Genomic DNA, 23,814 nt, shown 5'->3' with positions numbered 1-23,814 from the left:
CCCGGATGTGGCGGGTACATTCCATTCCCAAGTGCGACACTGATCGCCGCCGCCTTCCCCCCTCGTCGAGCGCAAGGTTCAGATCAAGGAGTCCGCCAGTCCGCACGTCGCGGCGGCCGCTATACTGCCTCAATGTCCATCCCGAGCAACGTCGTCTTTGGGGACCGTATCCACCAGGTTCTTCCGATGGAAGATGAAGAGCCCGGCAACGACGATAATCGCAGAACCGATGACAATTTGGGTGTCGGGAATATCGCCGAAGAAAACGAAGCCCAGCACGATTGCCCAGACCAGCAGGCTGTATTGGAGCGGAGCAAGCAGCGAAGCTGGAGCAAGCTTCAGGGATCGGGTTATCAGCATATGGGCGCTGCCGGCGACGATGCCGAGGGCAAGCATGGCGCCGAAATCGAGCGCGGATGCGGGACGCCAGTCGCCAATGCTGAGCACCAGTCCGGCAATGAGCGCACCGACCGTCTGCCATGCGACGAGGGTCGCATCCCGCGTCTGCCGCAGCCGTCGCCCGAGCACGAGCGTCAAAGCGAATGCGAGGCTGCCGCCAAGGCCGAAAAGCGATGGCCAGGAAAACATTGCCGCAGAAGGTCGCAGAGCGATCAACACGCCGATAAAGCCGACGAAAACCGCCAGCCAGCGCCGCCAGCCGATCTTTTCATTGAGAAAGAAATGCGAGATCGCCGCCACATAAATGGGGCCAGCCATATAGAAGGTCATGACATCGGCCAGCGGCAGATAGGCGACAGCGGCGTAAAAGAGAGCAACATCGAGCGTTGTCATGCCGACACGCAGAAGCTGCAGCGGCGGCCGTTCGAGGCGAAAAAGTGCGTCGCTGCCCTGCCGCGCGATCATCGGCGCCAGAATAATGAACGAACCGAACGAGCGGATCACCAGAATCTGGCCGACGGAGAAGCTCGCAACCAGCCACTTACCCATGGCATCGTTCAGCGAAAACAGGAAGTCGCCGAGAAGCATCATCAGCATGCCGGCAAGCACAAGATTGCCGCTTGTTACGGCCTTGCCCACGCGCATACTATTTTATCCTTGCGAATCCTGCGTTTCCACCACCTGCGCTTTAGCCGGTTTTGCCCCATACCCGCAATGACATTCATCGCCGACGGATCATCCCGGAACATCCAGCATCTGCGCACTCATTGGGGCGCGCTCTCCTGTAAAACTTGAGCGGATGTTTATAAATTCGGTTATATGATAACGTTTACGTGAACAGGTGAACCAAACTCGCCAGCGAGGACGGTCGATATGCCTATATGCTTTTATTCTTGCAGAATTACCTGCCGATATAGTCCGCTTGCCGGGTGAGAGACATACATGATGCAGCCGCCCGATGGATCGTCAGAGCCTACGCACCGAGATCAAGATGTTGAGGATGAGCAGGTCCGCGAGCCGTTTGAATTGCTTCAGGCTCGATATCTGTCTCTTGCCGAGCGTTACGAATGGCTCGAGGCGATGATCAACTACGTGCCGGACTATATCTATGCCAAGGACAGGAACGGCCGCTTCCTTTTTGCCAACATGGCGATCGTCCTCAACAATGGCTTTACGCATGTCGACGAACTGATCGGCCTTACCGACGCCGAAATTCACCCGATGGCCGATGCCCACAAGATCGAAGAAGTCGAACAGCAGGTGATGGAGAGCGGCAAGGCCGATCTCGGCGTCGAAGAGCGGCGCCTCAAGGGCGAAGGCTGGCTCATGATGTCGCGGGTGCCGTTGCGCGATAGAAACGGCAATATCATCGGCGTCGTCGGAGCATCCCGCGATATTTCCGCCCGAAAACGGGCAGAAAAATTGATGAGCGCTCAGACGAAACTTCTGCAGGATGTGGCGCGCGGCGTTGATCTTGATGTGTTTCTCGAGGACGCCCAGACCCTTCTTGAGGGCTTGCTGAATGGCAGACAGGTCCGTTTCGTTCTCGACGGCGAGCAGACCAAGCCTCTTGCCGGCGACACCCTGGAGTTTCCTATTTTCTCTCGGGATGGTGGCCGGCATGGAGCCCTGGTGACGGTGCAAACCGATGGCGACGAGGCTGGACTTATGGAATTCTTCGCCGGCATAGCGCAGACCGTTGGAATAGCCATCGATCGCCATCGGGACATCGCTCACATCGCCTATCTGGCCGAACATGATGCGCTCACCGGCCTGCCCAACCGCATGTTGCTCGACCGCAAGCTCAGCGCCCTGCTGGAAACGGCGTCACGAAAAAGAAAGTCTCTGGCCGTTGCCTTTGTCGACCTGGACAATTTCAAGCTGGTGAACGACACCCTTGGCCACGCCGCCGGCGACGAATTGCTGACGGTGGTTGCGCAGCGCATATCGACCCATGTCGGCGCTCGCGGCATCGTTTCCCGGATTGGTGGCGATGAATTCATCATCGTTCTCGAAGAGAACTCTGAACCGATATGCGAGAGGCTCGCGGCGGTCCTGGCAGACATTTCGAAGCCAATGATCGTACAAGGCGTCGAGATCCGGGTAGGCTGCAGCATCGGTGTGGCTTGCGCCATGGAGCATGGCAAGACGGCTTCGGAACTCTTCGCGAATGCCGATATGGCGCTCTATCGTGCCAAGGAAGCGGGGCGCAACGCCATTCGACTGTTCACGCCGGCCATGGCAGAGGACGCCCGCAACAAGCTGACCCGTATCGAAGAATTACGGCGTGCCGTGGAGCGGGACGAATTCGTGCTCCATTATCAGCCGCAAAAGGAAGTACGCAGCGGCAAGATCATTGGCGTCGAGGCCCTCGTCCGCTGGCAGCATCCTGCCGAAGGCTTGCTGCTTCCAGGCGCCTTCATTCCGCTCGCCGAGGAGACAGGACTTATCGTCGCGCTCGGCGAAATCGTTCTGCGCAGAGCCTGTCAGCAAGCGCGGCTGTGGCAGGATCGCGGCCTGCCCGCATTGCGTATGGGCGTCAACGTGTCAGCTCGGCAGTTCCTGGAAAGTTCGCTGACGAACCAGGTTGCATCGGCATTGCAATCCGCTCATCTCGATCCGCAATGGCTCGAGCTCGAACTGACGGAAAGCTTGATCATGCGTGACATCGAAGGAGCCATCGAGCGGATGCAAGAACTAAAGAAGCTGGGAGTCAGCCTCGCGATGGACGATTTCGGCACAGGATATTCAAGCCTGAGCACCCTCAGGCGCTTTCCACTTTCCCGGTTGAAGATCGATAGATCGTTCATCGCCGATATTCCGGAAAAGCCCGGCGATATGGCCATTACCTCCGCCATCGTATCGCTTGGCAGAACACTTGATCTGGAAGTCGTAGCGGAAGGCGTCGAGACCGAGGAGCAGGCCCGTTTTCTGGAAGGCGCCGGATGCGAATTGCTTCAGGGCTATCTGTTCGCCCGGCCCCTTCCCTCCTCCGAAATCGAAAGCCTGATTGCCGGAACCGCTGCGAAAGCAGTGTAGATATTCGCTCGAGAAGGGCTTGATGCTTGCCGCATGCGGACGCGTCTCAAGGAAATGTCACGATCTCTATCCAGTTCGCACCGGCATTGACCGGATATCGCCCCACCAGGCCGAGACCGCCATCGGCCTGGTCGATGGCATAGACCGACAGCCTGTCGGACTTCTCGCCGGATGCGACAAGAAACCGGCCCGATGGATCGATGCGGATACCGCGCGGCTGCTGCTCGGTCGGATAGTTTGTGATGTAGGTCAGTCTTCCATTGCCTGCGTCGACGCGGAAGAGTGCGATCCGGCTGGTGGTTCTCTCCGTTGTATAAAGAAATTTGCCGTTCGGGGTGATGCCGATATCTGCGGCCCAGACCTTCGGCTTGCCGCTGTCGGCGGAAGCCACGGCCGGTACAGGCGCACCGGATATCGCCGGACCAGGCGGCGCGATGCCCGGGGACAGTCCGGCAATCTCAGGAACGGAAGCAACATTTTCGATCTCGCTCAAGGTGCCCGTATTGGTATCGAGCGCATAGTGGATGACATGGCCGGTCAGTTCGGTCAGGACGTATACCGCCTTGTTATCGGGGGAGATGGCGATGTGCCGCGGACCGAAGCCGGCGCCAGTCTCAACCTGCATCGGATCGTTCGGCTTCAGTATCCCGGTCTCGGCGTCGAGAGTGAATTGCTGCACGGCATCTGAGCCGAGATTGGTGACAAAGACATATTTGCCTGTCCGGTCACTGACGATCGAATGGGCATTGCGCCCGGTTGCGATTACTTGCTGTGCCTGCGCGGTGACCAGCCCGTTCTTGTCAATCAGCAGCACGGCGATTTTGCTGCCGCCATAGGAAGCAGCGAATAGAAGCCCACCTGTCGGATCGAGGGAGATGTAGGCCATGCTGTCGGGCAGAGCGGCGACGGCCTCCTGCCTTAGCCTGCCGCTTTCGGGGTCAATCGTCAGCGTCAGTACCCGGTAAGGCTGCTCGCGAATGACGGCATAGAGATGCCGCCGGTCCGGACTGACGGCCATCGGCATGACCATCGGCCCAACATCAATGCCGGATATTGGGGTAAGCGTGCCCGTCGCCCCATCCATCCTGTATGCATCGATCGTTCCGGCAACTGCCGCCGAGACATAGACGAATGCGCGAGACACACTGGAAGACGTCTGAACCACTAATCACCTCGCCCGAGCATCGAGCGTAACCGCCGATGATCGCTTAATATCATATGACATAATATGACCATGGCAATGCGTCGAGCATTATTGCGCCTGCAGTTCGGCCAAAAGGCGATAGCGCCGCTGGCTCGCCAGCATGTGTGCTCGCATCGCCTGACGCGCTCGCTCCGGGTCTTGATCGGCAATCGCCGTCAGGATTTCCGCATGCTCGGCATGGACCTTCTCCAAATAGGCGCGATCATTCGCTTCAGGCAATGTCGGAAACTGTCCGCGCGGAATGGTTCGGGCGCCGAAATGCCGGAGCACATCGACATAGAAGCGGTTGTTCGTAGCAGCCGCTATCGCCATGTGGAATTCATAATCCGCTTCGACGGTCGATAGCCCCTGCTCCATCAGCAGTGCCATCTTGCGGTTGGCGGCTGCAATTGCTGCCTCCTGTTCAGCCGTTCTGCGATAGGCGGCGATTGCCGCCGCCTCGCCTTCTGCAGCCATGCGGAATTCCAGCAATTCCAGCGTCTCGGGGATGCTTTTGACCTCGACAGGCGTCAGTAGCAGGCTGGATCGCGCCGGCGTTTCGGAAACGAATACCCCCTTGCCCTGAACGGGCTTGACGAGGCCTGCGGCACGAAGATCGGCAATCGCCTCACGCACCACGGTACGGCTGACATCGAAGGCCGCTTCCAGCTGCGGTTCCGTCGGAAGCTGGTCGCCTGCCTGAAGCTTGCCGGACTCGATCTGCGTGCGCAATTCATCGATGACCCTTTGGGCCAGCCTTTGCCTTGCCCGGGCATTTGTCGTCATTCCCGATCCCCGATTCCGGCTGCTCATCCGCAGCCGCTTCATATAATCAGCGTTAGGTCATAATACGAATAGTCTTAACATGGGACGCATCGAATGCAATCGGGGCAGGCAAGGCAACTAGATTTCCCAGTCGGAGGTATATGCTCTGGCTCTCAAGCCCGATGACAACTCCAGCTTGACCTCGATCGTTTTCTTCAGCCGCGCCGCAAGCGCATCGGAAAGGGTGGCGCCATCGATCCAATCCCTCTCCGTGGCATAGACGACATAGGGATTGATCACGCATTTGAAATCAAGCATCAGCGACATGGCGAGACTGCCATATGCCATATAGCTATGCGGGAGCCCACCGGAACAGACGAAGGTGACGATCTGGTCGAACCAGGCCGATTTTCGTCCGCCCTCGCCCGTCGCACCGGTAAGCTCGATCAGGCTCTTGGCAGCGCTGCCGACCGACCAATTGTAAATGGGCACAGCAAGCAGCACACCATCCGCATCGCGAATTGCACGATACAGCCTGTCGTAGGAAGGATGCTGATAGCAGTTCAAGTTGTCGAATACAGGCAGCTCGAGATCCTGAAGATCGATAAACTCAACCTCAGCCCCTCTCTCCCGCAATAGATTTTCTGCCTCACGGCCCATGCGGCGGCTCCGGCTTTCCGGATCCATGCTGCAGGAGAGAATGGTGATTTTCGATGGATGCATCTCTGCCTGCTCCGCTGCCAGAGGCACTACGTGAAACCGCTCTGTATCCTAGGATTAAGCGGATTCTCCCCGTCCACAACGAATTTTTTTCTGTGCAATCGCTGCAGTCCATCGATGCCGCCTACACCGCATCCCGTCAAAACGGCATTTTATCAAGCCGACCCATTTGCCGCATCCGCACTAAATAATCCATTTTATTACAAATACGTACCGAGCCATCCTCAAGTGAATTCTCCTCGTGATGGTAACTACCGTATCCGCAATCGCATGATTTCCGCATAACCATATTGACATTTGTCGAAAGCATTTCGAATATTGTCAAACGATGGCAAGCAACCTCCGACGGTGACGTCGTGACTCGCTACTGCATCCGGAATGGGGAGAGGAAAGTGGAATTCCTGCTTGAAGTAGAGGGGCTAAAGAAGTCCTTTGGCGGCGTCGCTGCATTGCGCGATGGGCGCTTTCAGCTGCGTCCCGGCTCCGTCCACGCCTTGTGCGGCGGCAACGGTGCGGGCAAGTCGACGTTCCTCAAGATCCTGATGGGCATTCACAAGCGCGATGCCGGCTCCATTCGCCGCCGCGGTAAGGATGTGGACTACGCAAGCCCTGCCGAAGCGCTGGCCGCTGGCATTGCCATCATCGAGCAGGAGCTCAGCCCCATCCCGCACATGACGGTTGCGGAGAACATCTATCTCGGCCGCGAGCCATCGGCGCGCTTTGGCGGCATCAATTTCAAGACAATGAATCGTAATGCGCAAGCGCTCCTCGACCGGCTGCAGTTCAATATCCGCGCCACGCAATTCATGATGAACCTCTCGGTCGCGCAAGTTCAGCTGGTCGAGATCGCCAAGGCGCTCAGCCACGATGCCGAAGTGATCTTCATGGACGAGCCCACCTCGGCGATCGGCGAGAAGGAAGCGCAGCAGCTGTTTGCGACCATCGAGCGGCTGAAGGCTGAAGGCAAAGGCGTTGTCTACGTCTCGCACCGCCTGTCCGAAATCTTCCAGATCGCCGATTCCTACACGGCCTTTCGGGATGGGTCCTATGTCGGCAGCGGCGCGCTTGCCAACATCGACCGGCCGGGCCTCATCCGCCTGATCGTCGGCCGCGAACTTGGCGAGGAATACATCAAGACCAACGTCCCGACGGCAACGCCGGGGCTGGAAGTCGCCGGCCTCACAGCGGAAGGCAAAGTCAGCGACATCTCGTTTACCGCTCACAAGGGGGAGATTTTCGGCATTTATGGCCTGATGGGATCCGGCCGGACCGAGATCTTCAACTGCATCTTCGGCGTCGATGCCGTCAGCAGCGGCCAGATCAAGCTTGCCGGTGAGCCCATAACCGTACGCAAACCGGCCGAAGCCATGCAGCATGGCATCGCCTTCGTCACCGAAGATCGCAAGCTGACCGGCCTCAACCTGATCGATAGCGTTCGCAACAACATCTGCCTTGCGAGCCTGCCCGAAATGAGCCCGCATTTTTCGATGGATCGCCGGGCCGAGACCAGTGCCAGCCGGGACATGATCCAGCGCTTCGGCATCAAGGCAGCGCGTGACAGCATGCCCGTCTCCGGTCTTTCGGGCGGCAATCAGCAGAAGGTCGTTCTCGGCAAGTGGTTCCTGCGCAAGCCGAACGTGCTGCTGCTCGATGAGCCGACGCGTGGCGTCGATGTCGGCGCCAAGCGGGAGATCTATCGCATCATCTGCGATTTCGCCGCCGAAGGCGGCACGGTGATCATGATCTCATCCGAAATAGACGAGGTTCTCGGCATGTCGGACCGCATCCTGGTGATGCGCCAGGGGCGCTCCGCCGGAATTCTCAAGAGGGAGGAGGCCGACGCGCAATCGCTCGTGCATCTGTCGACCTGAATGCGGCAGACCACGAAGCGCAAAAGAACGCGTCCGGCAACAAGAGGTATTTGCAATGTCCGCCACTGACAACAATCCGTCCAATTCCTGGTTCGGCTCGGACCGGCGCCGATTGATCATTCAGGAATATGGGATCTTTCTCGCTTTCCTGCTGCTCGCTGCTGTCCTCTCATTCTCGAATGAGTATTTTCTGACGGCCGGCAATATTTCCAACGTGCTGCTGCAGACTTCGATCAACGGCGTGCTGGCGATCGGCATGACATTTGTCATCCTGACCCGCGGTATCGATCTCTCCGTCGGCTCCGTGGTTGCACTGACCGGCATCGTCAGCGCGAGCTTCGCAACGACCTCGGCGACAGCCGGCATCGTCGGTGCGCCCTACCCGCCCTATGTGGCGCTCGCCGTCGGTCTGCTCGTCGGTGTCGCCTGCGGTGCCTTGGTCGGCCTCATCGTCTCGCGCTTTGCCGTCCCCGCCTTCGTCGCGACGCTCGGCATGCTCTCTGCCGCCCGTGGCCTGACGCTGATCTATGGCGGCGGCAAGCCGGTTCCGGCTCTCACCCCTGATTTTCGCTGGATCGGTACCGGCAGCGTGCTCTCGGTCCCAATGCCGGTTATCCTGCTTGCCATTGTCTTCATCATCGCCTGGTGGGTCCTGAACCGTACCCGCTTCGGCCGCTATATCTATGCTGTCGGCGGCAATCCGCATGCCGCCGTTACCTCCGGTATCAACGTCAGCAAACTGCGCTTCCTCGTTTACGTCATTTCCGGCGGCCTCTCCGGTCTGGCAGGCATGATCCTTGCCGCCCGCACCGGCTCCGCCCTGCCACAGGCCGGCATCGCCTACGAGTTGGACGCGATTGCAGCCGTCGTCATTGGCGGCAGCAGCCTTTCCGGCGGCGTCGGCCGCATCACGGGCACACTGATCGGCGCGCTGATCATCGGCGTCATGAACAACGGCCTCGATCTCATGGGCATCCAGTCCTACTACCAGCAGGTCCTCAAGGGCGCGCTCATCGTCGGCGCCGTGATGCTCGACCAAAAGAGAAACCTGGGCGGCTGAGCCCGAAGAACATTCCAGTGTTCGCACTCGGAAAACCAAACGGCGCGTCAAGGCGACGGCCGGACTTTCAACGGAGGAGACTTATAATGAAGAAATTATTGATTGCTCTTGCTGCAGCGACAGCGATTCTGGCGTCACCTGCCCTCGCCCAGGACAAGAAGCTGAAAATCGGCGCGGCGCCCTACGGCCTGAATGCCGAATTCATGCAGATCTGGTCGGCGGCGCTGAAGGAACATCCTGCCGTCAAGAATGGCGATGTCGATCTGACCATCTTCGACGGCCGCTATGATGCGCTCGTGCAGCAGGAGCAGGTCAACACGATGATCACGCAGAAGTTCGACGCGATCATCTTCGTGCCGATCGATATCGAAGCTGCAGCAACCGCCGTACAGGCCGCCCATGACGCCGGCATCCCCGTCGTCGGCTCGAACACCCGCGTCAATTCCGACCTGCTGACCGCCTACGTCGGTTCCGACGACACGATCTCCGGCTACATGGAAGCCAAGACCGTCCTCGACAAGATCGGCTGCAAGGGCAACGTCGTCATCCTCGAAGGCCCGATCGGTCAGTCCGCTCAGATCTCGCGCCTCGAAGGCAACAAGAAGGCGCTTGCCGAGTGCCCGAATGTGAAGGTGCTGGAAGATCAGACCGCCAACTGGTCGCGTGCCGAAGCCCAGACCCTGATGGAAAACTGGCTGACGTCTCATCCCGGCCAGATCAACGGCGTCATCGGCCAGAACGACGAGATGGCGCTCGGCGCGATCGAAGCGATCAAGGCTGCCAAACTTAACGTCAAGGACTTCGCCATTGCCGGCATTGACGGCATCACCGATGCGCTCCATGCCGTCAAGGCCGGTACGATGACCTCGATCCTGCAGGACGCCAGCGCGCAGGCCCAGGGCGCCCTCGATCTCGCAATCTTTGCCGCCAAGAAAGGCAACTACAAGCCGGAATCCAAGATCTGGGAACAGTATCCGGCCATGCCGTTCAACGATGGCAAGGACAAGAACTACAATGTCCCGTGGACCCCGGTAACGGCTGAGAACGTCGACAAGCTGCTCGAAACCCGCAAGTAAGACCAATGTGGCGGGGCGAACCATCGCCTCGCCGCACCCCGAAAACAGAGGCTTGAAAAAGATGACCGAGACATCCCCAGACATTGATTTAAACTTCCCGCTTTCAGGCAAGACGGCGCTTGTCACAGGCGGCGGCTCCGGCATCGGTGCCGCGGTCGCTGCTGCATTCGCCGCCAAGGGCGCGAAGGTCGCGGTTCTCGATATCAATGTCGACATGGCGAAGGCAAAGGCATCAGAAATCGGCGGCGGCGCTGAAGCATTCGTCTGCGACGTGTCCGATCCGGCCTCGGTCAACAAGGCCGTCAGCGATGTCGTATCGCATTTCGGCAGCGTCGATATCGCCGTCAACAGTGCCGGCGTCGTCTTCCTTGCTCCCGCCGAGGATCTGGCGCTCGATTATTGGGACAAGACGATCAACATCAATCTCAAGGGCACCTTCTTGGTCACACAGGCTGTCGGTCGCGCGATGATCGCCGCCGGCAAGGGCGGCAAGATCGTCAACCTCGCCTCGCAGGCCGGCACGGTCGCCATTGAAGAGCATGTCGCATACTGCGCCTCCAAGTTCGGCGTGATCGGCATGTCCAAGACCTTTGCCGCCGAATGGGGCAAACACGGCATCAACGTCAACACCATCTCGCCCACCATCGTGCTGACCGAGCTCGGCAAGAAAGCCTGGGCCGGCGAGAAAGGCGAGGCCGCCAAGAAGCGCATCCCGACGGGCCGTTTCGCCTTCCCGCAGGAGATTGCAGCCGCGGCTGTTTTCCTCTCCTCGTCCGGCGCGGACATGATCAACGGCGCCGATCTGCTGATCGACGGCGGCTACACCATTCTTTGAGCGCAAGCGCTCGACAATTTCGACAGGAGAGACCATGCAGCGGTTCATCAACAATCCCGATGAAGTCGTTGAAGATACTGTAAAAGGCTTCATCAAGGCGCATTCGGACATCGTCCGTCTGGCAGACAATCCGCGCGTCGTCGTCGCCAAGGATGCCCCGCATGCCGGCAAGGTCGGCGTGGTCACCGGCGGTGGCTCCGGCCATGAGCCGGCCTTCATCGGCTATACCGGCAAGAACATGCTGGATGCGGTCGCAGTCGGCGAGCTCTTTTCGTCGCCGACGGCCAAGAGCTTCCACGACGCCATACGTGAAGCCAACGGCGGCCGTGGTGTTATCTGCCTCTACGGCAACTATGCCGGCGACAACATGAACGTGAAGATGGCAACGAAGCTTGCCGCCAAGGACGGCATCGAAGTCGCGACCGTCGTCGCCAACGACGATGTCTGCTCGGCGCCACCGGAGGAGCGCGAGAAGCGCCGTGGTGTAGCCGGCGAAATCTTCATGTGGAAGATCGGCGGTGCCAAGGCTTCCAAGGGTGCAAGCCTTGAGGAAGTCCGTGTGACCGCGCAAAGGGCGATCGACAATTGCCGCTCCGTCGGTATCGGTCTCGGTCCCTGCACCCTGCCCGCCGTTGGTCACCCGAATTTCCGGATCGAGCCCGGCACGATGGAAGTCGGCATTGGCCATCACGGCGAACCCGGCGTTCGCGTCGAGCCGCTGAAGACGGCAGCAGAGATAGCCGAGGATATGTGCCAGATCGTGCTCGACGATCATAATCTGGCGGCCGGAACGGAGGTGGCCGTCCTCGTGTCAGGCCTCGGCGCGACACCAGTCAACGAGCTCTACATCCTCAACGACACGATCGAGACGAAGATCTCCGAACGGGGATTGAAGATCTACAAGACCTATATCGGCAACTACTTCACGTCGCTCGAAATGGTCGGCGCGACACTGACCGTGATGGCACTCGACGGGGAGCTGAAAGAGCTCCTGGACGTCGAGGTCGAGTGCACGACGCTGCTCTGAGGGGGGACGCACGCATGCAGACATTCAACAATGCAACATCGGGCGATATCGTCTTGGCGCTGGCTGACCGCATCGTCGAGAACCGCGCCTATCTCAGCGAGATCGACGGCAAGATCGGCGACGGCGACCATGGCGTCAACATGGCCAAGGGCTTCGGCATGGCCGCGGAACGCCTGAAGGGCAAGAGCCAGTCGCTGTCAGATTCACTCGATACGCTGGGCACGGTGCTGATGACCGAGATCGGCGGCTCCATGGGCCCACTCTACGGCGTCATGTTCACCGAGATTGCCGAAAAGCTCGATGGCATCGATGCGATCGATAGCGCAGCCTATGGCAAGGCACTGCATGCCGGGCTCGAAGGTATCCAGTCGATCGGCTCGGCCAAGGTCGGCGACAAGACGCTTCTGGACACGCTGGTTCCGGCGATCGAGGCCTTCGATGCTGCGAACGTAGCTGGCAAGTCCTTTGCCGAGGCGCTCGAGGCATTGGTCGCCGCCGCCGAGACTGGCCGAGATTCGACGCTCAATCTTGTGGCCAAGATCGGCCGCGCTAGCCGGCTGGGCGAGCGCTCGCTCGGCGTTCTCGACGCTGGTGCGACCTCCTGCGCCATCATCCTGAAGGAACTTTCCCTCGGCGCTCGCGCACGACTGCAATAGCAGGGCTCTCCCAAGGCTGCGCGACCCCGTGCTCCACCACGGGGTCGCGCGCCGCCCCTCCTCAAGAAGAAGCATTTGCAAACATGCGTCATTGCTTTCATCTTCAGGCGAAAACGGGAAACAGTGAATCATCATGACAGGCAAGGCATCTTCGGTCGGCAAGAATAGTGCAAGCAAGGCGGGCGTGCCTGACGCAACCGACAGTATGCCGCTGCGCTATGGCGACGACCCTTACGTTTGGGCCTGCTGGCTCTATTATGAAGATGGCAAAACCCAGGGCGACATCGCCGAGATCATGGGCATTTCGCGGGCGACCGTGAACAGCTATCTCGCCGATGCCCGCAGCCGCGGCATCGTCAATATCTCGCTCGAGCCATCCCGCCTGAGCTCGCTCTCAATCGCACAGGAACTCAAGCGCCATTTCGGCCTGCACGACTGTCTCGTGGTGCCCAGCGACGATGGTTCGCGGCCACTGATCGACCGCCTTGGGACCGCTGGCGCGCAGGCCATCGCCCGCTTGCTGAAATCCGGCGACACGCTTGCCGTCGCCTGGGGCCGAACGGTTCTCGCGGTCGCGGAGCAGGCCAATGTGCCGAACCTGCAGGATGTTACCATCGTCCAGGCAACCGGTGGCACCCGTGCACTCTTTGCCTACACGCCGGAACTCTGTGCCAGTGCCTTTGCCGATGTGACAGGCGGCAGGCTGATCAACATCACGGCCCCTGCGATCGTTTCGGCGCCTGAGGTTCGGGAGATCTTGTTGCGCGAACCATTGGTCGAGGATCAGTTTGCCACGCTTTCTAAAGCCAACAAGGCCATCTTCGGCGTGGCGTCGCTGCGACCGAACTCGACGGTTCACAGCAGCGGTTTCTTCGAGTCCGTCTCCCTGCAGGATTATCTGGCCAAGAATGCCGTCGGCGTTCTTGCCGGCCGTTTCATCGACGCCAAGGGTCTGCCGGTGGCAGGGCCGCTCGACGAGCGCACCATCGGCATATCCCTCGACATGCTGAAATCCATCGGGCTACGCATCGCCGTCGCCGGCGGCTTCGACAAGGTGCCCGCAATTCTCGCCGCCCTGCGCGGCGGCTATATCAACGTGCTGATTACCGATGCAGCCACCGGGCGCGGCATTCTGAATGCCGATGGCGTCACCGAATTCGATCAGAAAGCCCAGCAGCGTCCGAGAACCCACAACAGCACTGCCCTGCCCAGCAGCTATCGAACGCATATCAAGAAATTTCTCAACAATCCCGACGATGTCGTCGACGAGATGCTCGAAGGCATCGTCAAGGCACATGCCTCGCATATCGTGCCGATCAAGGGATCGAACCGCGCGCTGATGGCGCGAACCGGCCCGAGGCCGGGCAAGGTCGGCCTGGTGATCGGCGGCGGCACCGGCCACGAGCCTTGCTTTCTTGGCTATGTCGGCAAGGGGCTTGCCGATGCCGTCGCCATCGGCAACATCTTTTCCTCGCCTCCGCCAACCCCGATCCTCGAATGCGCCAAGGCCTCCTCCGGCGGCGAAGGCGTGCTCTTTGTCTATGGCAATTATGCCGGCGACGTCATGAACTTCGAGATGGCCGCCGAAATGGCGCAGGAGCAGCAGATCGACGTTCGCACGGTGCTGACCACAGACGATATCTCCTCCTCTCCGATCGAGGATCGCGAGGGACGACGCGGCGTTGCCGGCAATTTCTTCATCTTCAAGATCGCGGGCGCTGCCTGCGACAAGGGCCTGTCGCTCGACGCTTGCGAAGCAGTGACACGCAAGGCCAATGACCGGACGTTCACCATGGGCGTTGCGCTCGAGCCCTGTTCCCTGCCGCAGACCCGACGCCATAACTTCGAAATCGGGCCTGACGATATCGAATTCGGCATGGGCATTCACGGCGAACGCGGCGTGACCCGCGAGAAGATGATGAGCGCCGACGAGATCACCGACCGGGTGATGGACCGGATATTCTCCGAAATGAAGCCGGTTGCGGGCGATCGGGTGGCCGTGCTCATCAACTCCTTCGGCGCAACGCCGCTGATGGAACTCTACATCCTGTTCCGCCGCGTCGAACAGAGGCTGAGCGCCAAGGACATCAAGATCGAGGCAAACTGGGTGGGACATTATTGCACGTCGCTGGACATGGTCGGTGCATCCATATCCATCCTGCATCTCGATCAGGAATTGACCGAAATGCTGAACCATCCGTGCGACACCTTCGCCCTGAAGGTCGGATAAAGCTATAAAAATGTGCCCGGCGACAACAGACATGGCCGGGACCGGGAGGAAGACGATGCCGGAAAAAGCCGCCCGCTGCCTGGGCACCATGTTTCAGCGCATATCGATCGCGATCAATGCCGAAAAAGACCGCCTCTCCGAGTTGGATGGCGCAATCGGCGACGCCGATCACGGCATCACCATGTCTCTCGGCTTCATGGCCGTGAATGCGGAGCTCGCAAAGCTCGATCTTGCGCAGGCATCGCCCTCGGAGATCTTCTCCACCGCAGCCTCCGCCTTCCTGGATGCCGTCGGCGCCTCGACCGGCCCCCTCTATGCCACCGCCTTCCGGCGGGCCTCGCAAGCGCTGAAGGCAGATGAATCCCTCTCTCCGGCCTGCCAGGCCATGATCATCGACGAGATGCGGGCCGGCATCCAGCAGCGTGGCAAGGGCCAGCGCGGCGACAAGACCATGCTCGACGCATGGATCCCCGCCGCCGAAGCCGCCATCGATGCAAAGGCAGGTTCACGCGATGTTACCGCCATGTGGAGCGCCGTAATCGACGCTGCCGAAGCTGGAGCGAATTCCACAAGCTCCATGGTGGCCGCCCGCGGCCGCGCGGCGCGGCTGGGGGAAAGATCGCTCGGGCATATCGACCCGGGGGCGGCTTCGGCGGTGATTATTCTGCGGGCGATGCGGGATACGTTTGTGGAGGATAAGGCCGGCGGTTAAGCGATTAGGAGCCTACTAACATGTGATCTTGCTAAATTGTTCTCACCAATGCCCGCTCGATATTGGTTAGCCAGCTCTCGTCGTTCCGATTTTCAAGCTTGTCGATGCAATAACTACATGTCCGGATGCTCAATCCGCTCCCATTCGTTATAACGCAGTCGGCGAATAGACCCGCTCCGGCAAAGCAACTTCCTCGCGCAAGCAGATCGCAGCGCTATTCATTCCCGCGCCGAGGTTGCCTGACGGTCTCGGACGGCATCTCGCCGAAGGATTGATAGTAAAGTGCTGCGAAGCGGCCCATATGAGAAAATCCCCAATCGCGCGCAATGTCGGCAACCAACCGCGACTGGCCCGAATCTATAAGGGTTTTGCGCGCACCCTGCAGTCGTATGTTCCGCAAGTAGCCAAGAGGCGTTGTGTTCTTGAACTGCTGAAACGCCGCCTGCAAGGACCGCACGCTCGTTCCGGCTTCCCGGGCGATATCGGCCATTCTGATGTCTGCACCGGCATTGGCGTGCATATATTCCATAGCGCGTTTCAACTGCCTCGGGATGGCCGGTGACGCCGGTCGTAGCAATTGCGCCGAGTAGTTGTGCGGGACGGTTTCAAGCAAAGCGATCATCATCGCCTGCAGGAGCCTTTCGATGAATGCGGCCGAGGATCGTTCTGCGCCGCCTGTCGCGAGATCCTGCCACAGGAGATTTGCAAGCGTTGCGATCTGCATGCCTCGCCCCGACATCAGATCGACCGGACCGGTAAATTTCAGATCATCTCGAACCGGTGCGTCCAGCAACTCGCTCAGCTGCCGGACCATAGCCGGCTTCTCGAATGCCATACCCATATGACCGCGCTGTTCGAACAATGTCAGATGTTCAAAACATGACATATCGGCCAGCTGGCCCCTGCCCGGCAGCGACTCCAGCTGCCGCCCTTCCGTCTCGATCAGCATCCTGCCAGCGGTCGGCAGATAAAGGCCGTAGGCATCGGGACCGCCGGACAATTTGACGCTCATGCCGGAATGACATTTGCCGCGCCAGATGCTGCAGGAACCGATCGTGTAGTGACGATCCACCACCGAAATCGTGCCGCGGCCATTGAGAGGCTCGACAATGGCGGGAAATAGGGTTCTCGCATAATGCGCCGTCATCTCCTCGGCATCGGCCTTATCGACTTTGAACACCGAGAGCGTCGCGTAGGTCAAATAATCCTCTCTTGTGCCGCATCGGCGGATTATCTTTCAGGCTTCAATCATATCCCTGAAAGTAAATCCTCACTCACATCTCCATTTGAGATAAACCTGGATGATAAACAAAATCAATTCGCTAAACAATAAATATTACAATTGCAACCATATGGATATATCAGCATCTCCTCGCTGTATACATTTTGATTACACTTATATTATTTCATAATATGATCCGACCTTCAGGAATATATTTTATACCTAAACCAAAACCTCGGCTAATACGCCGACTTTCGTGTGCGCCGGCGCCAAGTGCCTGAGTATTCCTCAGATGCCTTTGAACCACTTGACGGAATGTTATCGATAACATAGCCTCCTCCCATCGAAGCTTTGGGAGGAGCAGGATGGACAACGGAAAGCTGCTCGAATTTTCCGATATCACCAAGGAATTTGGCGGAACACGCGCGCTGTCGAACGTATCTCTCGACCTGCAGCGGGGCGAAATTCTCGCGCTTCTCGGAGAGAATGGCGCGGGCAAATCGACGCTCATCAAGACCTTGGCAGGCATCTACAAGCCGGATGGCGGGCAGATCCTGTTTCGCGGCAAGCCCTATCATCATCGCCCGCCGCAACCCAATCAGCGCCAGCCGGTCGCCTTTATCCATCAGGATCTCGGCCTGATCGAATGGATGACGGTCGGCGAAAATGTCGGGCTCGCCCAGGGCTATTCTCTGCGTGGACGGCTGATTGATTGGCGCGCCACGGAGCGGCGTACCGCCGAGGCACTGAAGCTCGTCGGCTGCGATTTCGATCCGTCGACCCGCGTACAGGAGCTGACCCGCACCGAGAAGTCGCTGGTCGCAATCGCCCGCGCACTCGCAGTCGAAGCCGACGTGCTGGTGCTCGACGAACCCACGGCCAGCCTGCCCGCCGATGAAGTCGAGAAGCTCTTTGCCGCCATCCGCCCGCTGAAAGAGCGCGGCGTGGCCATGATCTATGTCTCGCACCGGCTCGATGAAATCTTCCGCATCGCCGACCGGGTTGCAGTCCTGCGCGACGGTCAGCTGGTGGGCCAGAAGCCAGTCTCCGAGACGACGCCGGATGAGCTCATCCGCATGATCGTCGGGCGCAAGGCGGACCAGCTCTTCGTCAAGGCGGAAAGAAGCGCCGGGCCTGCCATCGTTTCCGTAAAAGAGCTCACCTGCCGCGGCGCAGGACCTGTGTCCTTCGATATCCGACAGGGCGAATTGCTCGGGCTCGTCGGCCTGCGCGGCGCCGGTCAGGAATTGATCGGACGGGCGCTATTCGGTTGCGAGCCATCGCAGGGCAGCGTTCGCTTGAATGGTGTCGCACCCGACCTTTCCAGCACCGTCGCCGCGATGGCTTCGGGCATCGGCCTGATCGCCAGGGATCGGACGGAAGAATCCGTCGCCATGTCGCTCAGCCTGCGCGAAAATACCTTCCTCAACCCCGGCGCCTCCGGACGAAGCCTGTTTTCGTTCCTGTCTCCACGCCGCGAAGCAGAAGCTGCCTATTCGCTTGGAAGCCGTGTCGGCCTCAGGCCTAACGATCAGAGCCTTGCCATCGAAGCCCTATCTGGCGGCAATCAGCAAAAGGTGGTCGTAGGACGATGGCTGGCGACGGGCCGCAAATTGCTGATCGCCGAGGATCCGACCGCCGGCGTCGATGTCGGCGCCAAGGCCGACATCTATCGGTTGATCGCCGAGGCCGTCGAGGCTGGCCTTGCCGTTCTCGTCGTCTCCACCGATTTCGAGGAAATCGCTCATATCTGCCATCGTGCCCTGGTGTTTTCGCGCGGGAGGATCGTGCGCGAACTCAGCGGTGCCGACCTTACAACACCGGCGGTCATCGCTGCCGCATCTGCATCCGAAGCGGCCTGAACCGGAGGAGAACACCATGCAATCGATCGAATCCAACGCGCTTGAACCGACCCGCGCCGAGCTTTCGGCCATGAGCCTCGGCCAGAAGATCCAGCGCCTGCTGCCCGTCTATGGCCTCGTCATCCTGACAGTCTTCCTGATCCTGCTTTTCTCCATTCTGCTGCCGCAGACATTCCCGACAATGCTCAACCTGCGTTCGATCATTTCGGACAAGACCATCATCGCCATCCTGTCGCTGGCGGCAATGATCCCGATGGCGGCGGGGCGCATCGATTTGACCATCGGCTACGGCATCGTGCTCTGGCATGTGCTGGCGATCAGCCTTCAGACGATGTTCGGCCTGCCCTGGCCGGTTGCCGTCTTGATCGTCATCGCGCTTGGCGCACTGACCGGCTTTCTGAACGGCCTGCTGGTGGAGATTGCCAAGATCGATAGCTTCATCGCAACGCTCGGCACGGGCACTGTTCTTTATGCAATCGCACTCTGGCATACCGGCGGCCGGCAGGTCGTGGGCATGCTGCCGCAGGGATTTTATGCGCTGAACGGCACGATGGTCTTCGGCCTGCCGATCACCGGCATCTATGTCCTGGCGCTTGCCTTCGTCATGTGGATCGTCCTCGAATATCTGCCGATCGGCCGCTATATCTATGCGATCGGCGCCAATCCAAAGGCTGCCGCGCTCAACGGCATTCCCGTTCGCCGCTTCGTCATCGGCGCCTTCGTTACCTCGGGAACACTTGCCGCCATTGCCGGCGTCCTCCTTGCCTCCAAGCTGCGCATTGGCCAGGCAAGCGTCGGGCTCGAATATCTTCTGCCTGCATTGGTCGGCGCATTCCTCGGATCGACCACCATCAAGCCCGGTCGCGTCAACGTCTGGGGCACGATGATCGGCGTCATCATTCTGGCAGTCGGTATTGCCGGCATCCAGCAGTTCGGCGGCTCCTTCTATGTCGAGCCTCTATTCAATGGCGTCACCCTGCTCGTCGCGATCGGTATTGCCGGTTACGCCCAGCGCCGCCGCAGCCATGCAGGACGCATGGCCCCCGCCCAGGCGCCGCAACTTTCCGCCAAGCCGGCGGAGAAATGAAGATCATCTGAAGTTCGAATGTTCAAAGGGAGGAGAAGACATGAACCGTAGACAATTCCTGCAGGGCACGACGGCGATCCTGGTGCTATGCGCCGGCCAGGCCTATGCCGATCCGTTGGCGGATGCGAAGGCCGTCGTCGATAAATACGCAACCCCGGTCACCAAATGGGACGGCCCGACGACAGGCCCGAAGGCGCAGACCGGCAAGACCATCGTTGTGCTCGCGGGCGATCTCAAGAATGGCGGCATTCTCGGCGTCAGCAACGGTGTCGAGGAAGCGGCGAAGGCGATCGGCTGGGAGGTGAAGGTTCTCGATGGCGCGGGCTCCATCGGCGGCCGTACAGCGGCCTTCGGTCAGGCGATAGCGCTGCAGCCCGCCGGCATCATCATCGACGGCTTCGATGCCGTCGAACAGGCCCCTGCGCTGGAACAGGCGAAGGCCGCCAAAATCCCTCTGGTCGCCTGGCATGCCGGCCCGGTGATCGGCCCCGACGACAAGAATGGGCTCTTCGCCAATGTCAGCACCGACGCCATGGAGGTCTCGAAGGCTGCCGCCGATTGGGCATTCGTCGATGCCAAGGGCAAGCCGGGCGTCATCATCTTCACCGACTCCACCTATGCGATCGCGATCGCCAAGGCCGACAAGATGAAGCAGGAGATCGAGCGTCTGGGCGGCAAGGTTCTCGAATATGTCGATACTCCGATTGCCGAGACATCGCAGCGCATGCCGCAGCTCACGACATCCCTCCTTCAGAAATACGGTGACAGCTGGACGCATTCGCTTGCGATCAACGACCTCTATTTCGATTTCATGGGTCCATCACTCGCCTCCGCCGGCAAGAGCGGCACCGATGCGCCGATCAACGTCGCTGCCGGCGACGGTTCGCAATCGGCCTATGAGCGCATCCGCGCCGGTCAATTCCAGAAGGTTACGGTTGCCGAACCCCTTAATCTCCAGGGCTGGCAATTGGTCGATGAACTCAATCGTGCCTTCGCCGGTGAAAAATGGTCCGGCTATCTCTCACCGCTACACGTCGTGACGGCAGACAATATCCAATCCGATGGCGGCCCGAAGAACACCTTCGATCCAGACAACGGTTATAAGGACGAGTATAAGAAGATCTGGGGTAAGTGATCCCAGTGACGGGGGTGGCCTAGCTTAAAGGCCGGGCCACATCATTCGACAACAACACTAAGCTTGGCGGCTGCTATCGCGTGCAATCAGTTGCGGCAAGATCCTGACATCAGGAATCGACTGCGTGCCATCGAGAATATCCAGGATCAATTGTGCAGTCCGCTCGCCGATCTCACGCGCGAAGGCATTGATCGTCGTCAAAGTCGGCACGCAGACCTCGCCGATTTCATAATTGCCGAAACCACCGATGGAAAAGCGTTCCGGCACCGGAATCCCGAGCCGCCGACATTCGGTCAGCGCACCGTAGGCGGCAAGATCCGAGACGCAGACGAGAGCTTCCGTATCGGGATAGAGCTCGATCAGCTTCGCCATGGCATTGGCACCCTCCCGCATCGAGATCGGCGGCGATCCGGCCGCGATCAATCTCGATGCATCAAGACCATGTGCCTGCATCGCCGCAATGAAACCGAGCCTGCGTTCGCTGCCGCGTGAATCCCGCTGGACGTCACCGCCGATAAAAGCGATGCGGCGACAGCCGAGTGCGACGAAATGATCGACCATATCGCGCATGACGGCTCGGTTGGAAAAGCCGACATAATGGCCGATCGGATCGGTCGGGATATCCCAAGTCTCGATCACGGGGATTGCAACTGTCTGCAGAAGTTTGCGCGCTCGCTGCGTATGCGTGCCGCCGGTCACGACGATCGCCTGCGGCTTGCGGCGCAGCAGCTGCTCGATCAGCCGCTCCTCCTCTTCGACATCGTAGTTCGTATAGCCAAGCAGGATCTGCATGTCCCGCTTGGATAAGGTGTCCGAGAGGCCGCCGACCGTATCTGCGAAGTTGGCATTGTTGATGGATGGAATGGTAACGGCGACAAAGCCGGACTTTTGCGAACGCAGGTTGGATGCTGTGCTGTCGAAAACATAGCCCAGCTCTTCCGCCGTTCGCAGGATCGCCTCGCGCGTCTCCGGACTGACCAGGCTATCGGCCTTGAAGGCACGCGACACGGTCATGGGAGAAACTCCCATGACGCGGGCTATGTCTGCCATAGTCGGCGTTTTGCGATCGTTACTCATCAATGGCCTATGTTATCGTTACCATCAGAGTAGTATGCCTCTTCCTAGAATAGCAAGAGGCGCTTTCAGCTATGCCGCAAAGCGAGTAAATCGCCAGGGCGGGTCCGTGTCGGAAACGGGTCGCCGCAGCCCCACTAGAGCTGGAACTCATGCGCCAGCGTCACATGATGATGGATGCGCCCCTCGAAAAAGCGCGAGAGAACCGCTTCCGTCGCAGCACGTGCCTCCGTGCGCACCGGACTTGCAAGCGCCTTCTCCACGGCGGCCATATCCGGATAGTTCACGGCCAAAATCATCGGGAACTCCGGGGCACCTTCATCTCGGGCCTCGGCAAAGGTAACCCGCACGTCGAGGGCCCCTGGAAACTGCTTCCACTTCGGCAGAATGGTTTCCATGACAGCCGTTCGAAACGCCTCTGCCTCCCCGTCTTTGACCTTGCCTTCGAATAATGCGTATCGGGTAATCATCCGGCGATCTCCTTGTTCGGCCCTTTGAAGAATTCCATCAGCGCGGCCTGATCCTCACCGCCAAGCCCGGAAGCCGTCAGCATGCGGTGTATCTCGGCACAAACCGCCGTCAGCGGCATGGCGGTATTGGTCCTGCGGGCCAGATCCTGAGCGCCGTTCAGATCCTTGACCATATTGTCGATGCGGCCCGTGCGGCGATAATCCTTGGCAACGTAACGCGGCATATATTCCTGCAGGATGGCGCTGTCGGCCCGTCCGCCCTTCAGCGCCTGCGGGATTTTCGCGGCATCGACGCCGGCATCGAGCGCCAGTTGCGTTGCTTCGGCGACGGCGAGGAAATTCAAGGCGCAAAGAACCTGATTGATGAGCTTCGTGGTCTGGCCCGCACCGACGGGACCCATATGCGTGTAGTTCGAGGCCACATGGCGCAGAACCTTATGTGCATCGGTGACATCCTGCTCGCTGCCGCCGGCCATCAGCGTCAATTGTCCGATCAGGGCCTTTGGCGCCCCACCGGATAGCGGGCTATCCACCCAGCGCAGCCTCTTTTCCGCAGCCTCTGCGGCTAGGGCCTTTGTCGCATCGGGGTCGATCGACGACATATCGATGATCAGCGTGCCCGGCTTGGCACCTGCGGCAACACCTTCAGGTCCGAAAACGGCGGCATGGACGATCTTCGGCGAATTGAGGCTGAGGATGACGAAATCGGAAACGGCAGCAGCGGTCGCCGCACTGGCGGAAGCCGTGACGCCTTTTGCAGTCAGTGCCGCGACCTTCTCCTTGTCGAGATCGAAGACAGTGAGTTGGTTGCCCGTCTCCACCAGGCGAGCGCCGATCGCTCCGCCCATTGCACCGGCGCCGATCAGCGCCACCTTGCTGCTCATGATTGCGTCTCCTCCAATGCAATTAAGATGGCCGCCACAACTTGATCCAGCGGCTGATCGATATCGACGGTGATCGCCCGCTCGTCGGCGCCCGGCGGCTCCAGCGCGGCAAATTGACTGTCGAGCAAAGCCGGCGGCATGAAGTGATCGCGCCTTGCCTGCATGCGTTTCAGAATGGTTTCCCTCGTACCGGCGAGATGAATGAAGGAAACCGGCGCGCCGACGACCTCGCGGATCCGGTCACGATAAATGCGCTTCAGCGCCGAACATCCAATCAGCGCGATCTCATCCGGCAAGGTCAGGCGCTGACCGATCTTGTCGAGCCAGGGCCATCGATCGGCATCCGTAAGAGGAATGCCGGCGCTCATCTTGGCGACGTTGGCCACGGGATGAAGATCATCGCCATCGACATAGATGCCGCCAATGTGCGTTGCGAGCGCCGAGCCAACGGACGACTTGCCACAGCCACTGACGCCCATGATGACGAAGCGGCGCTGCATTGCGTCA

21 protein-coding genes are annotated in these 23,814 nt (G+C 59.7%); 12 read left to right on the top strand and 9 right to left on the bottom strand.

Annotation, left to right across the window (positions count from 1 at the left end; all coding sequences use genetic code 11):
- Positions 1-129: 129 nt before the first annotated feature.
- Entirely contained in the window at positions 130-1,044 is a 915-nt protein-coding gene (locus GDN47_RS30410) for a DMT family transporter (RefSeq protein ID WP_113352400.1), read from the bottom strand.
- Between the two features lie 381 nt (positions 1,045-1,425).
- Between GDN47_RS30410 and GDN47_RS30405 the strand changes: the two genes are divergently transcribed.
- The gene (locus tag GDN47_RS30405; RefSeq protein WP_233790202.1) at positions 1,426-3,438 is read left to right on the top strand and encodes a putative bifunctional diguanylate cyclase/phosphodiesterase; all 2,013 of its coding nucleotides are present in this window, start codon (positions 1,426-1,428) and stop codon (positions 3,436-3,438) included.
- 46 nt (positions 3,439-3,484) lie between these two features.
- Here the strand turns inward: GDN47_RS30405 and GDN47_RS30400 are convergent, their stop codons facing one another.
- The 3 genes from GDN47_RS30400 to GDN47_RS30390 form a co-directional block, all read right to left on the bottom strand.
- On the bottom strand, positions 3,485-4,603 hold the full coding sequence (locus GDN47_RS30400; RefSeq protein WP_152094891.1) for a lactonase family protein: 1,119 nt from the start codon (positions 4,601-4,603) through the stop codon (positions 3,485-3,487).
- A gap of 87 nt (positions 4,604-4,690) precedes the next feature.
- Positions 4,691-5,407: a FadR/GntR family transcriptional regulator gene (locus GDN47_RS30395; protein WP_113332769.1), complete on the bottom strand. Its 717-nt coding sequence runs from the start codon at positions 5,405-5,407 to the stop codon at positions 4,691-4,693.
- Between the two features lie 117 nt (positions 5,408-5,524).
- Complete coding sequence (locus GDN47_RS30390) at positions 5,525-6,109, bottom strand: NADPH-dependent FMN reductase (protein WP_113332770.1); 585 nt, start codon at positions 6,107-6,109, stop codon at positions 5,525-5,527.
- 389 nt (positions 6,110-6,498) lie between these two features.
- On the opposite strand from GDN47_RS30390, the gene GDN47_RS30385 reads away from it, so the two are divergent.
- From GDN47_RS30385 to dhaL (GDN47_RS30350), 8 genes are all read left to right on the top strand, one after another.
- Positions 6,499-7,977 carry a sugar ABC transporter ATP-binding protein gene (locus tag GDN47_RS30385; protein WP_113332771.1) on the top strand — a complete coding sequence of 493 codons (1,479 nt, stop codon included), beginning with the start codon at positions 6,499-6,501 and terminating at the stop codon, positions 7,975-7,977.
- A gap of 55 nt (positions 7,978-8,032) precedes the next feature.
- A complete protein-coding gene (locus tag GDN47_RS30380) occupies positions 8,033-9,037 on the top strand; it encodes an ABC transporter permease (protein ID WP_152094890.1) in 1,005 nt (334 codons plus the stop codon).
- An 86-nt stretch (positions 9,038-9,123) separates the two neighbouring features.
- Positions 9,124-10,113: a substrate-binding domain-containing protein gene (locus tag GDN47_RS30375; protein WP_069615580.1), complete on the top strand. Its 990-nt coding sequence runs from the start codon at positions 9,124-9,126 to the stop codon at positions 10,111-10,113.
- Between the two features lie 61 nt (positions 10,114-10,174).
- Positions 10,175-10,948, top strand: a complete 774-nt coding sequence (locus GDN47_RS30370) for an SDR family oxidoreductase (RefSeq protein ID WP_152094889.1) — start codon at positions 10,175-10,177, stop codon at positions 10,946-10,948.
- A 34-nt stretch (positions 10,949-10,982) separates the two neighbouring features.
- On the top strand, positions 10,983-11,975 hold the full coding sequence (locus tag GDN47_RS30365; protein WP_152094888.1) for a dihydroxyacetone kinase subunit DhaK: 993 nt from the start codon (positions 10,983-10,985) through the stop codon (positions 11,973-11,975).
- A gap of 14 nt (positions 11,976-11,989) precedes the next feature.
- Entirely contained in the window at positions 11,990-12,631 is a 642-nt protein-coding gene (gene dhaL / locus GDN47_RS30360) for a dihydroxyacetone kinase subunit DhaL (protein WP_152094887.1), read from the top strand.
- Between the two features lie 133 nt (positions 12,632-12,764).
- Positions 12,765-14,861, top strand: a complete 2,097-nt coding sequence (locus GDN47_RS30355) for a bifunctional sugar-binding transcriptional regulator/dihydroxyacetone kinase subunit DhaK (RefSeq protein ID WP_152094886.1) — start codon at positions 12,765-12,767, stop codon at positions 14,859-14,861.
- A 55-nt stretch (positions 14,862-14,916) separates the two neighbouring features.
- Complete coding sequence (gene dhaL / locus GDN47_RS30350; protein ID WP_069615583.1) at positions 14,917-15,573, top strand: dihydroxyacetone kinase subunit DhaL; 657 nt, start codon at positions 14,917-14,919, stop codon at positions 15,571-15,573.
- A 214-nt stretch (positions 15,574-15,787) separates the two neighbouring features.
- Here dhaL (GDN47_RS30350) and GDN47_RS30345 read toward each other — a convergent pair whose 3' ends face one another.
- Positions 15,788-16,774 carry an AraC family transcriptional regulator gene (locus GDN47_RS30345; RefSeq protein ID WP_233790200.1) on the bottom strand — a complete coding sequence of 329 codons (987 nt, stop codon included), beginning with the start codon at positions 16,772-16,774 and terminating at the stop codon, positions 15,788-15,790.
- A 386-nt stretch (positions 16,775-17,160) separates the two neighbouring features.
- Between GDN47_RS30345 and GDN47_RS30340 the strand changes: the two genes are divergently transcribed.
- From GDN47_RS30340 to GDN47_RS30330, 3 genes are read left to right on the top strand one after another with little or no spacing between them, the layout of a single operon-like run.
- Positions 17,161-18,657 carry a sugar ABC transporter ATP-binding protein gene (locus GDN47_RS30340; RefSeq protein WP_152094885.1) on the top strand — a complete coding sequence of 499 codons (1,497 nt, stop codon included), beginning with the start codon at positions 17,161-17,163 and terminating at the stop codon, positions 18,655-18,657.
- A 16-nt stretch (positions 18,658-18,673) separates the two neighbouring features.
- Positions 18,674-19,744 carry an ABC transporter permease gene (locus GDN47_RS30335; protein WP_069615586.1) on the top strand — a complete coding sequence of 357 codons (1,071 nt, stop codon included), beginning with the start codon at positions 18,674-18,676 and terminating at the stop codon, positions 19,742-19,744.
- Positions 19,745-19,784: 40 nt separating this feature from the next.
- On the top strand, positions 19,785-20,879 hold the full coding sequence (locus GDN47_RS30330; RefSeq protein ID WP_152094884.1) for an ABC transporter substrate-binding protein: 1,095 nt from the start codon (positions 19,785-19,787) through the stop codon (positions 20,877-20,879).
- Between the two features lie 57 nt (positions 20,880-20,936).
- Here the strand turns inward: GDN47_RS30330 and GDN47_RS30325 are convergent, their stop codons facing one another.
- The 4 genes from GDN47_RS30325 to GDN47_RS30310 all read right to left on the bottom strand — a co-directional run bounded on the left by GDN47_RS30325 (position 20,937) and on the right by GDN47_RS30310 (position 23,807).
- A complete protein-coding gene (locus GDN47_RS30325) occupies positions 20,937-21,956 on the bottom strand; it encodes a LacI family DNA-binding transcriptional regulator (RefSeq protein ID WP_152094883.1) in 1,020 nt (339 codons plus the stop codon).
- A gap of 134 nt (positions 21,957-22,090) precedes the next feature.
- Positions 22,091-22,423, bottom strand: coding sequence for a hypothetical protein (locus GDN47_RS30320; RefSeq protein WP_113332781.1), 333 nt, complete (start codon positions 22,421-22,423; stop codon positions 22,091-22,093).
- Positions 22,420-23,307: an NAD(P)-dependent oxidoreductase gene (locus GDN47_RS30315; protein ID WP_152094882.1), complete on the bottom strand. Its 888-nt coding sequence runs from the start codon at positions 23,305-23,307 to the stop codon at positions 22,420-22,422. The genes GDN47_RS30320 and GDN47_RS30315 overlap by 4 nt, the downstream gene beginning before the upstream one ends.
- Positions 23,304-23,807 carry a gluconokinase gene (locus GDN47_RS30310; RefSeq protein WP_233790198.1) on the bottom strand — a complete coding sequence of 168 codons (504 nt, stop codon included), beginning with the start codon at positions 23,805-23,807 and terminating at the stop codon, positions 23,304-23,306. The genes GDN47_RS30315 and GDN47_RS30310 overlap by 4 nt, the downstream gene beginning before the upstream one ends.
- Positions 23,808-23,814 lie beyond the last annotated feature (7 nt).

Source organism: Martinezella dioscoreae (genome assembly GCF_009176305.1).
Taxonomy (GTDB): Bacteria; Pseudomonadota; Alphaproteobacteria; order Rhizobiales; family Rhizobiaceae; genus Rhizobium; species Rhizobium dioscoreae.
Note: the sequence above shows the minus strand (reverse complement) of the source record. Positions and strands in the feature narration are given on the sequence as shown.

What these genes read in the sequence shown, in the direction of transcription:
- GDN47_RS30410 (WP_113352400.1), bottom strand. Translation starts at nt 1,044, where the DNA reads ATGCGCGTGGGCAAGGCCGTAACAAGCGGCAATCTTGTGCTTGCCGGC.
- GDN47_RS30395 (WP_113332769.1), bottom strand. Translation starts at nt 5,407, where the DNA reads ATGACGACAAATGCCCGGGCAAGGCAAAGGCTGGCCCAAAGGGTCATC.
- GDN47_RS30390 (WP_113332770.1), bottom strand. Translation starts at nt 6,109, where the DNA reads ATGCATCCATCGAAAATCACCATTCTCTCCTGCAGCATGGATCCGGAA.
- GDN47_RS30380 (WP_152094890.1), top strand. Translation starts at nt 8,033, where the DNA reads ATGTCCGCCACTGACAACAATCCGTCCAATTCCTGGTTCGGCTCGGAC.
- GDN47_RS30375 (WP_069615580.1), top strand. Translation starts at nt 9,124, where the DNA reads ATGAAGAAATTATTGATTGCTCTTGCTGCAGCGACAGCGATTCTGGCG.
- GDN47_RS30370 (WP_152094889.1), top strand. Translation starts at nt 10,175, where the DNA reads ATGACCGAGACATCCCCAGACATTGATTTAAACTTCCCGCTTTCAGGC.
- GDN47_RS30365 (WP_152094888.1), top strand. Translation starts at nt 10,983, where the DNA reads ATGCAGCGGTTCATCAACAATCCCGATGAAGTCGTTGAAGATACTGTA.
- dhaL (WP_152094887.1), top strand. Translation starts at nt 11,990, where the DNA reads ATGCAGACATTCAACAATGCAACATCGGGCGATATCGTCTTGGCGCTG.
- GDN47_RS30355 (WP_152094886.1), top strand. Translation starts at nt 12,765, where the DNA reads ATGACAGGCAAGGCATCTTCGGTCGGCAAGAATAGTGCAAGCAAGGCG.
- dhaL (WP_069615583.1), top strand. Translation starts at nt 14,917, where the DNA reads ATGCCGGAAAAAGCCGCCCGCTGCCTGGGCACCATGTTTCAGCGCATA.
- GDN47_RS30340 (WP_152094885.1), top strand. Translation starts at nt 17,161, where the DNA reads ATGGACAACGGAAAGCTGCTCGAATTTTCCGATATCACCAAGGAATTT.
- GDN47_RS30335 (WP_069615586.1), top strand. Translation starts at nt 18,674, where the DNA reads ATGCAATCGATCGAATCCAACGCGCTTGAACCGACCCGCGCCGAGCTT.
- GDN47_RS30330 (WP_152094884.1), top strand. Translation starts at nt 19,785, where the DNA reads ATGAACCGTAGACAATTCCTGCAGGGCACGACGGCGATCCTGGTGCTA.
- GDN47_RS30325 (WP_152094883.1), bottom strand. Translation starts at nt 21,956, where the DNA reads ATGAGTAACGATCGCAAAACGCCGACTATGGCAGACATAGCCCGCGTC.
- GDN47_RS30320 (WP_113332781.1), bottom strand. Translation starts at nt 22,423, where the DNA reads ATGATTACCCGATACGCATTATTCGAAGGCAAGGTCAAAGACGGGGAG.
- GDN47_RS30315 (WP_152094882.1), bottom strand. Translation starts at nt 23,307, where the DNA reads ATGAGCAGCAAGGTGGCGCTGATCGGCGCCGGTGCAATGGGCGGAGCG.
- GDN47_RS30310 (WP_233790198.1), bottom strand. Translation starts at nt 23,807, where the DNA reads ATGCAGCGCCGCTTCGTCATCATGGGCGTCAGTGGCTGTGGCAAGTCG.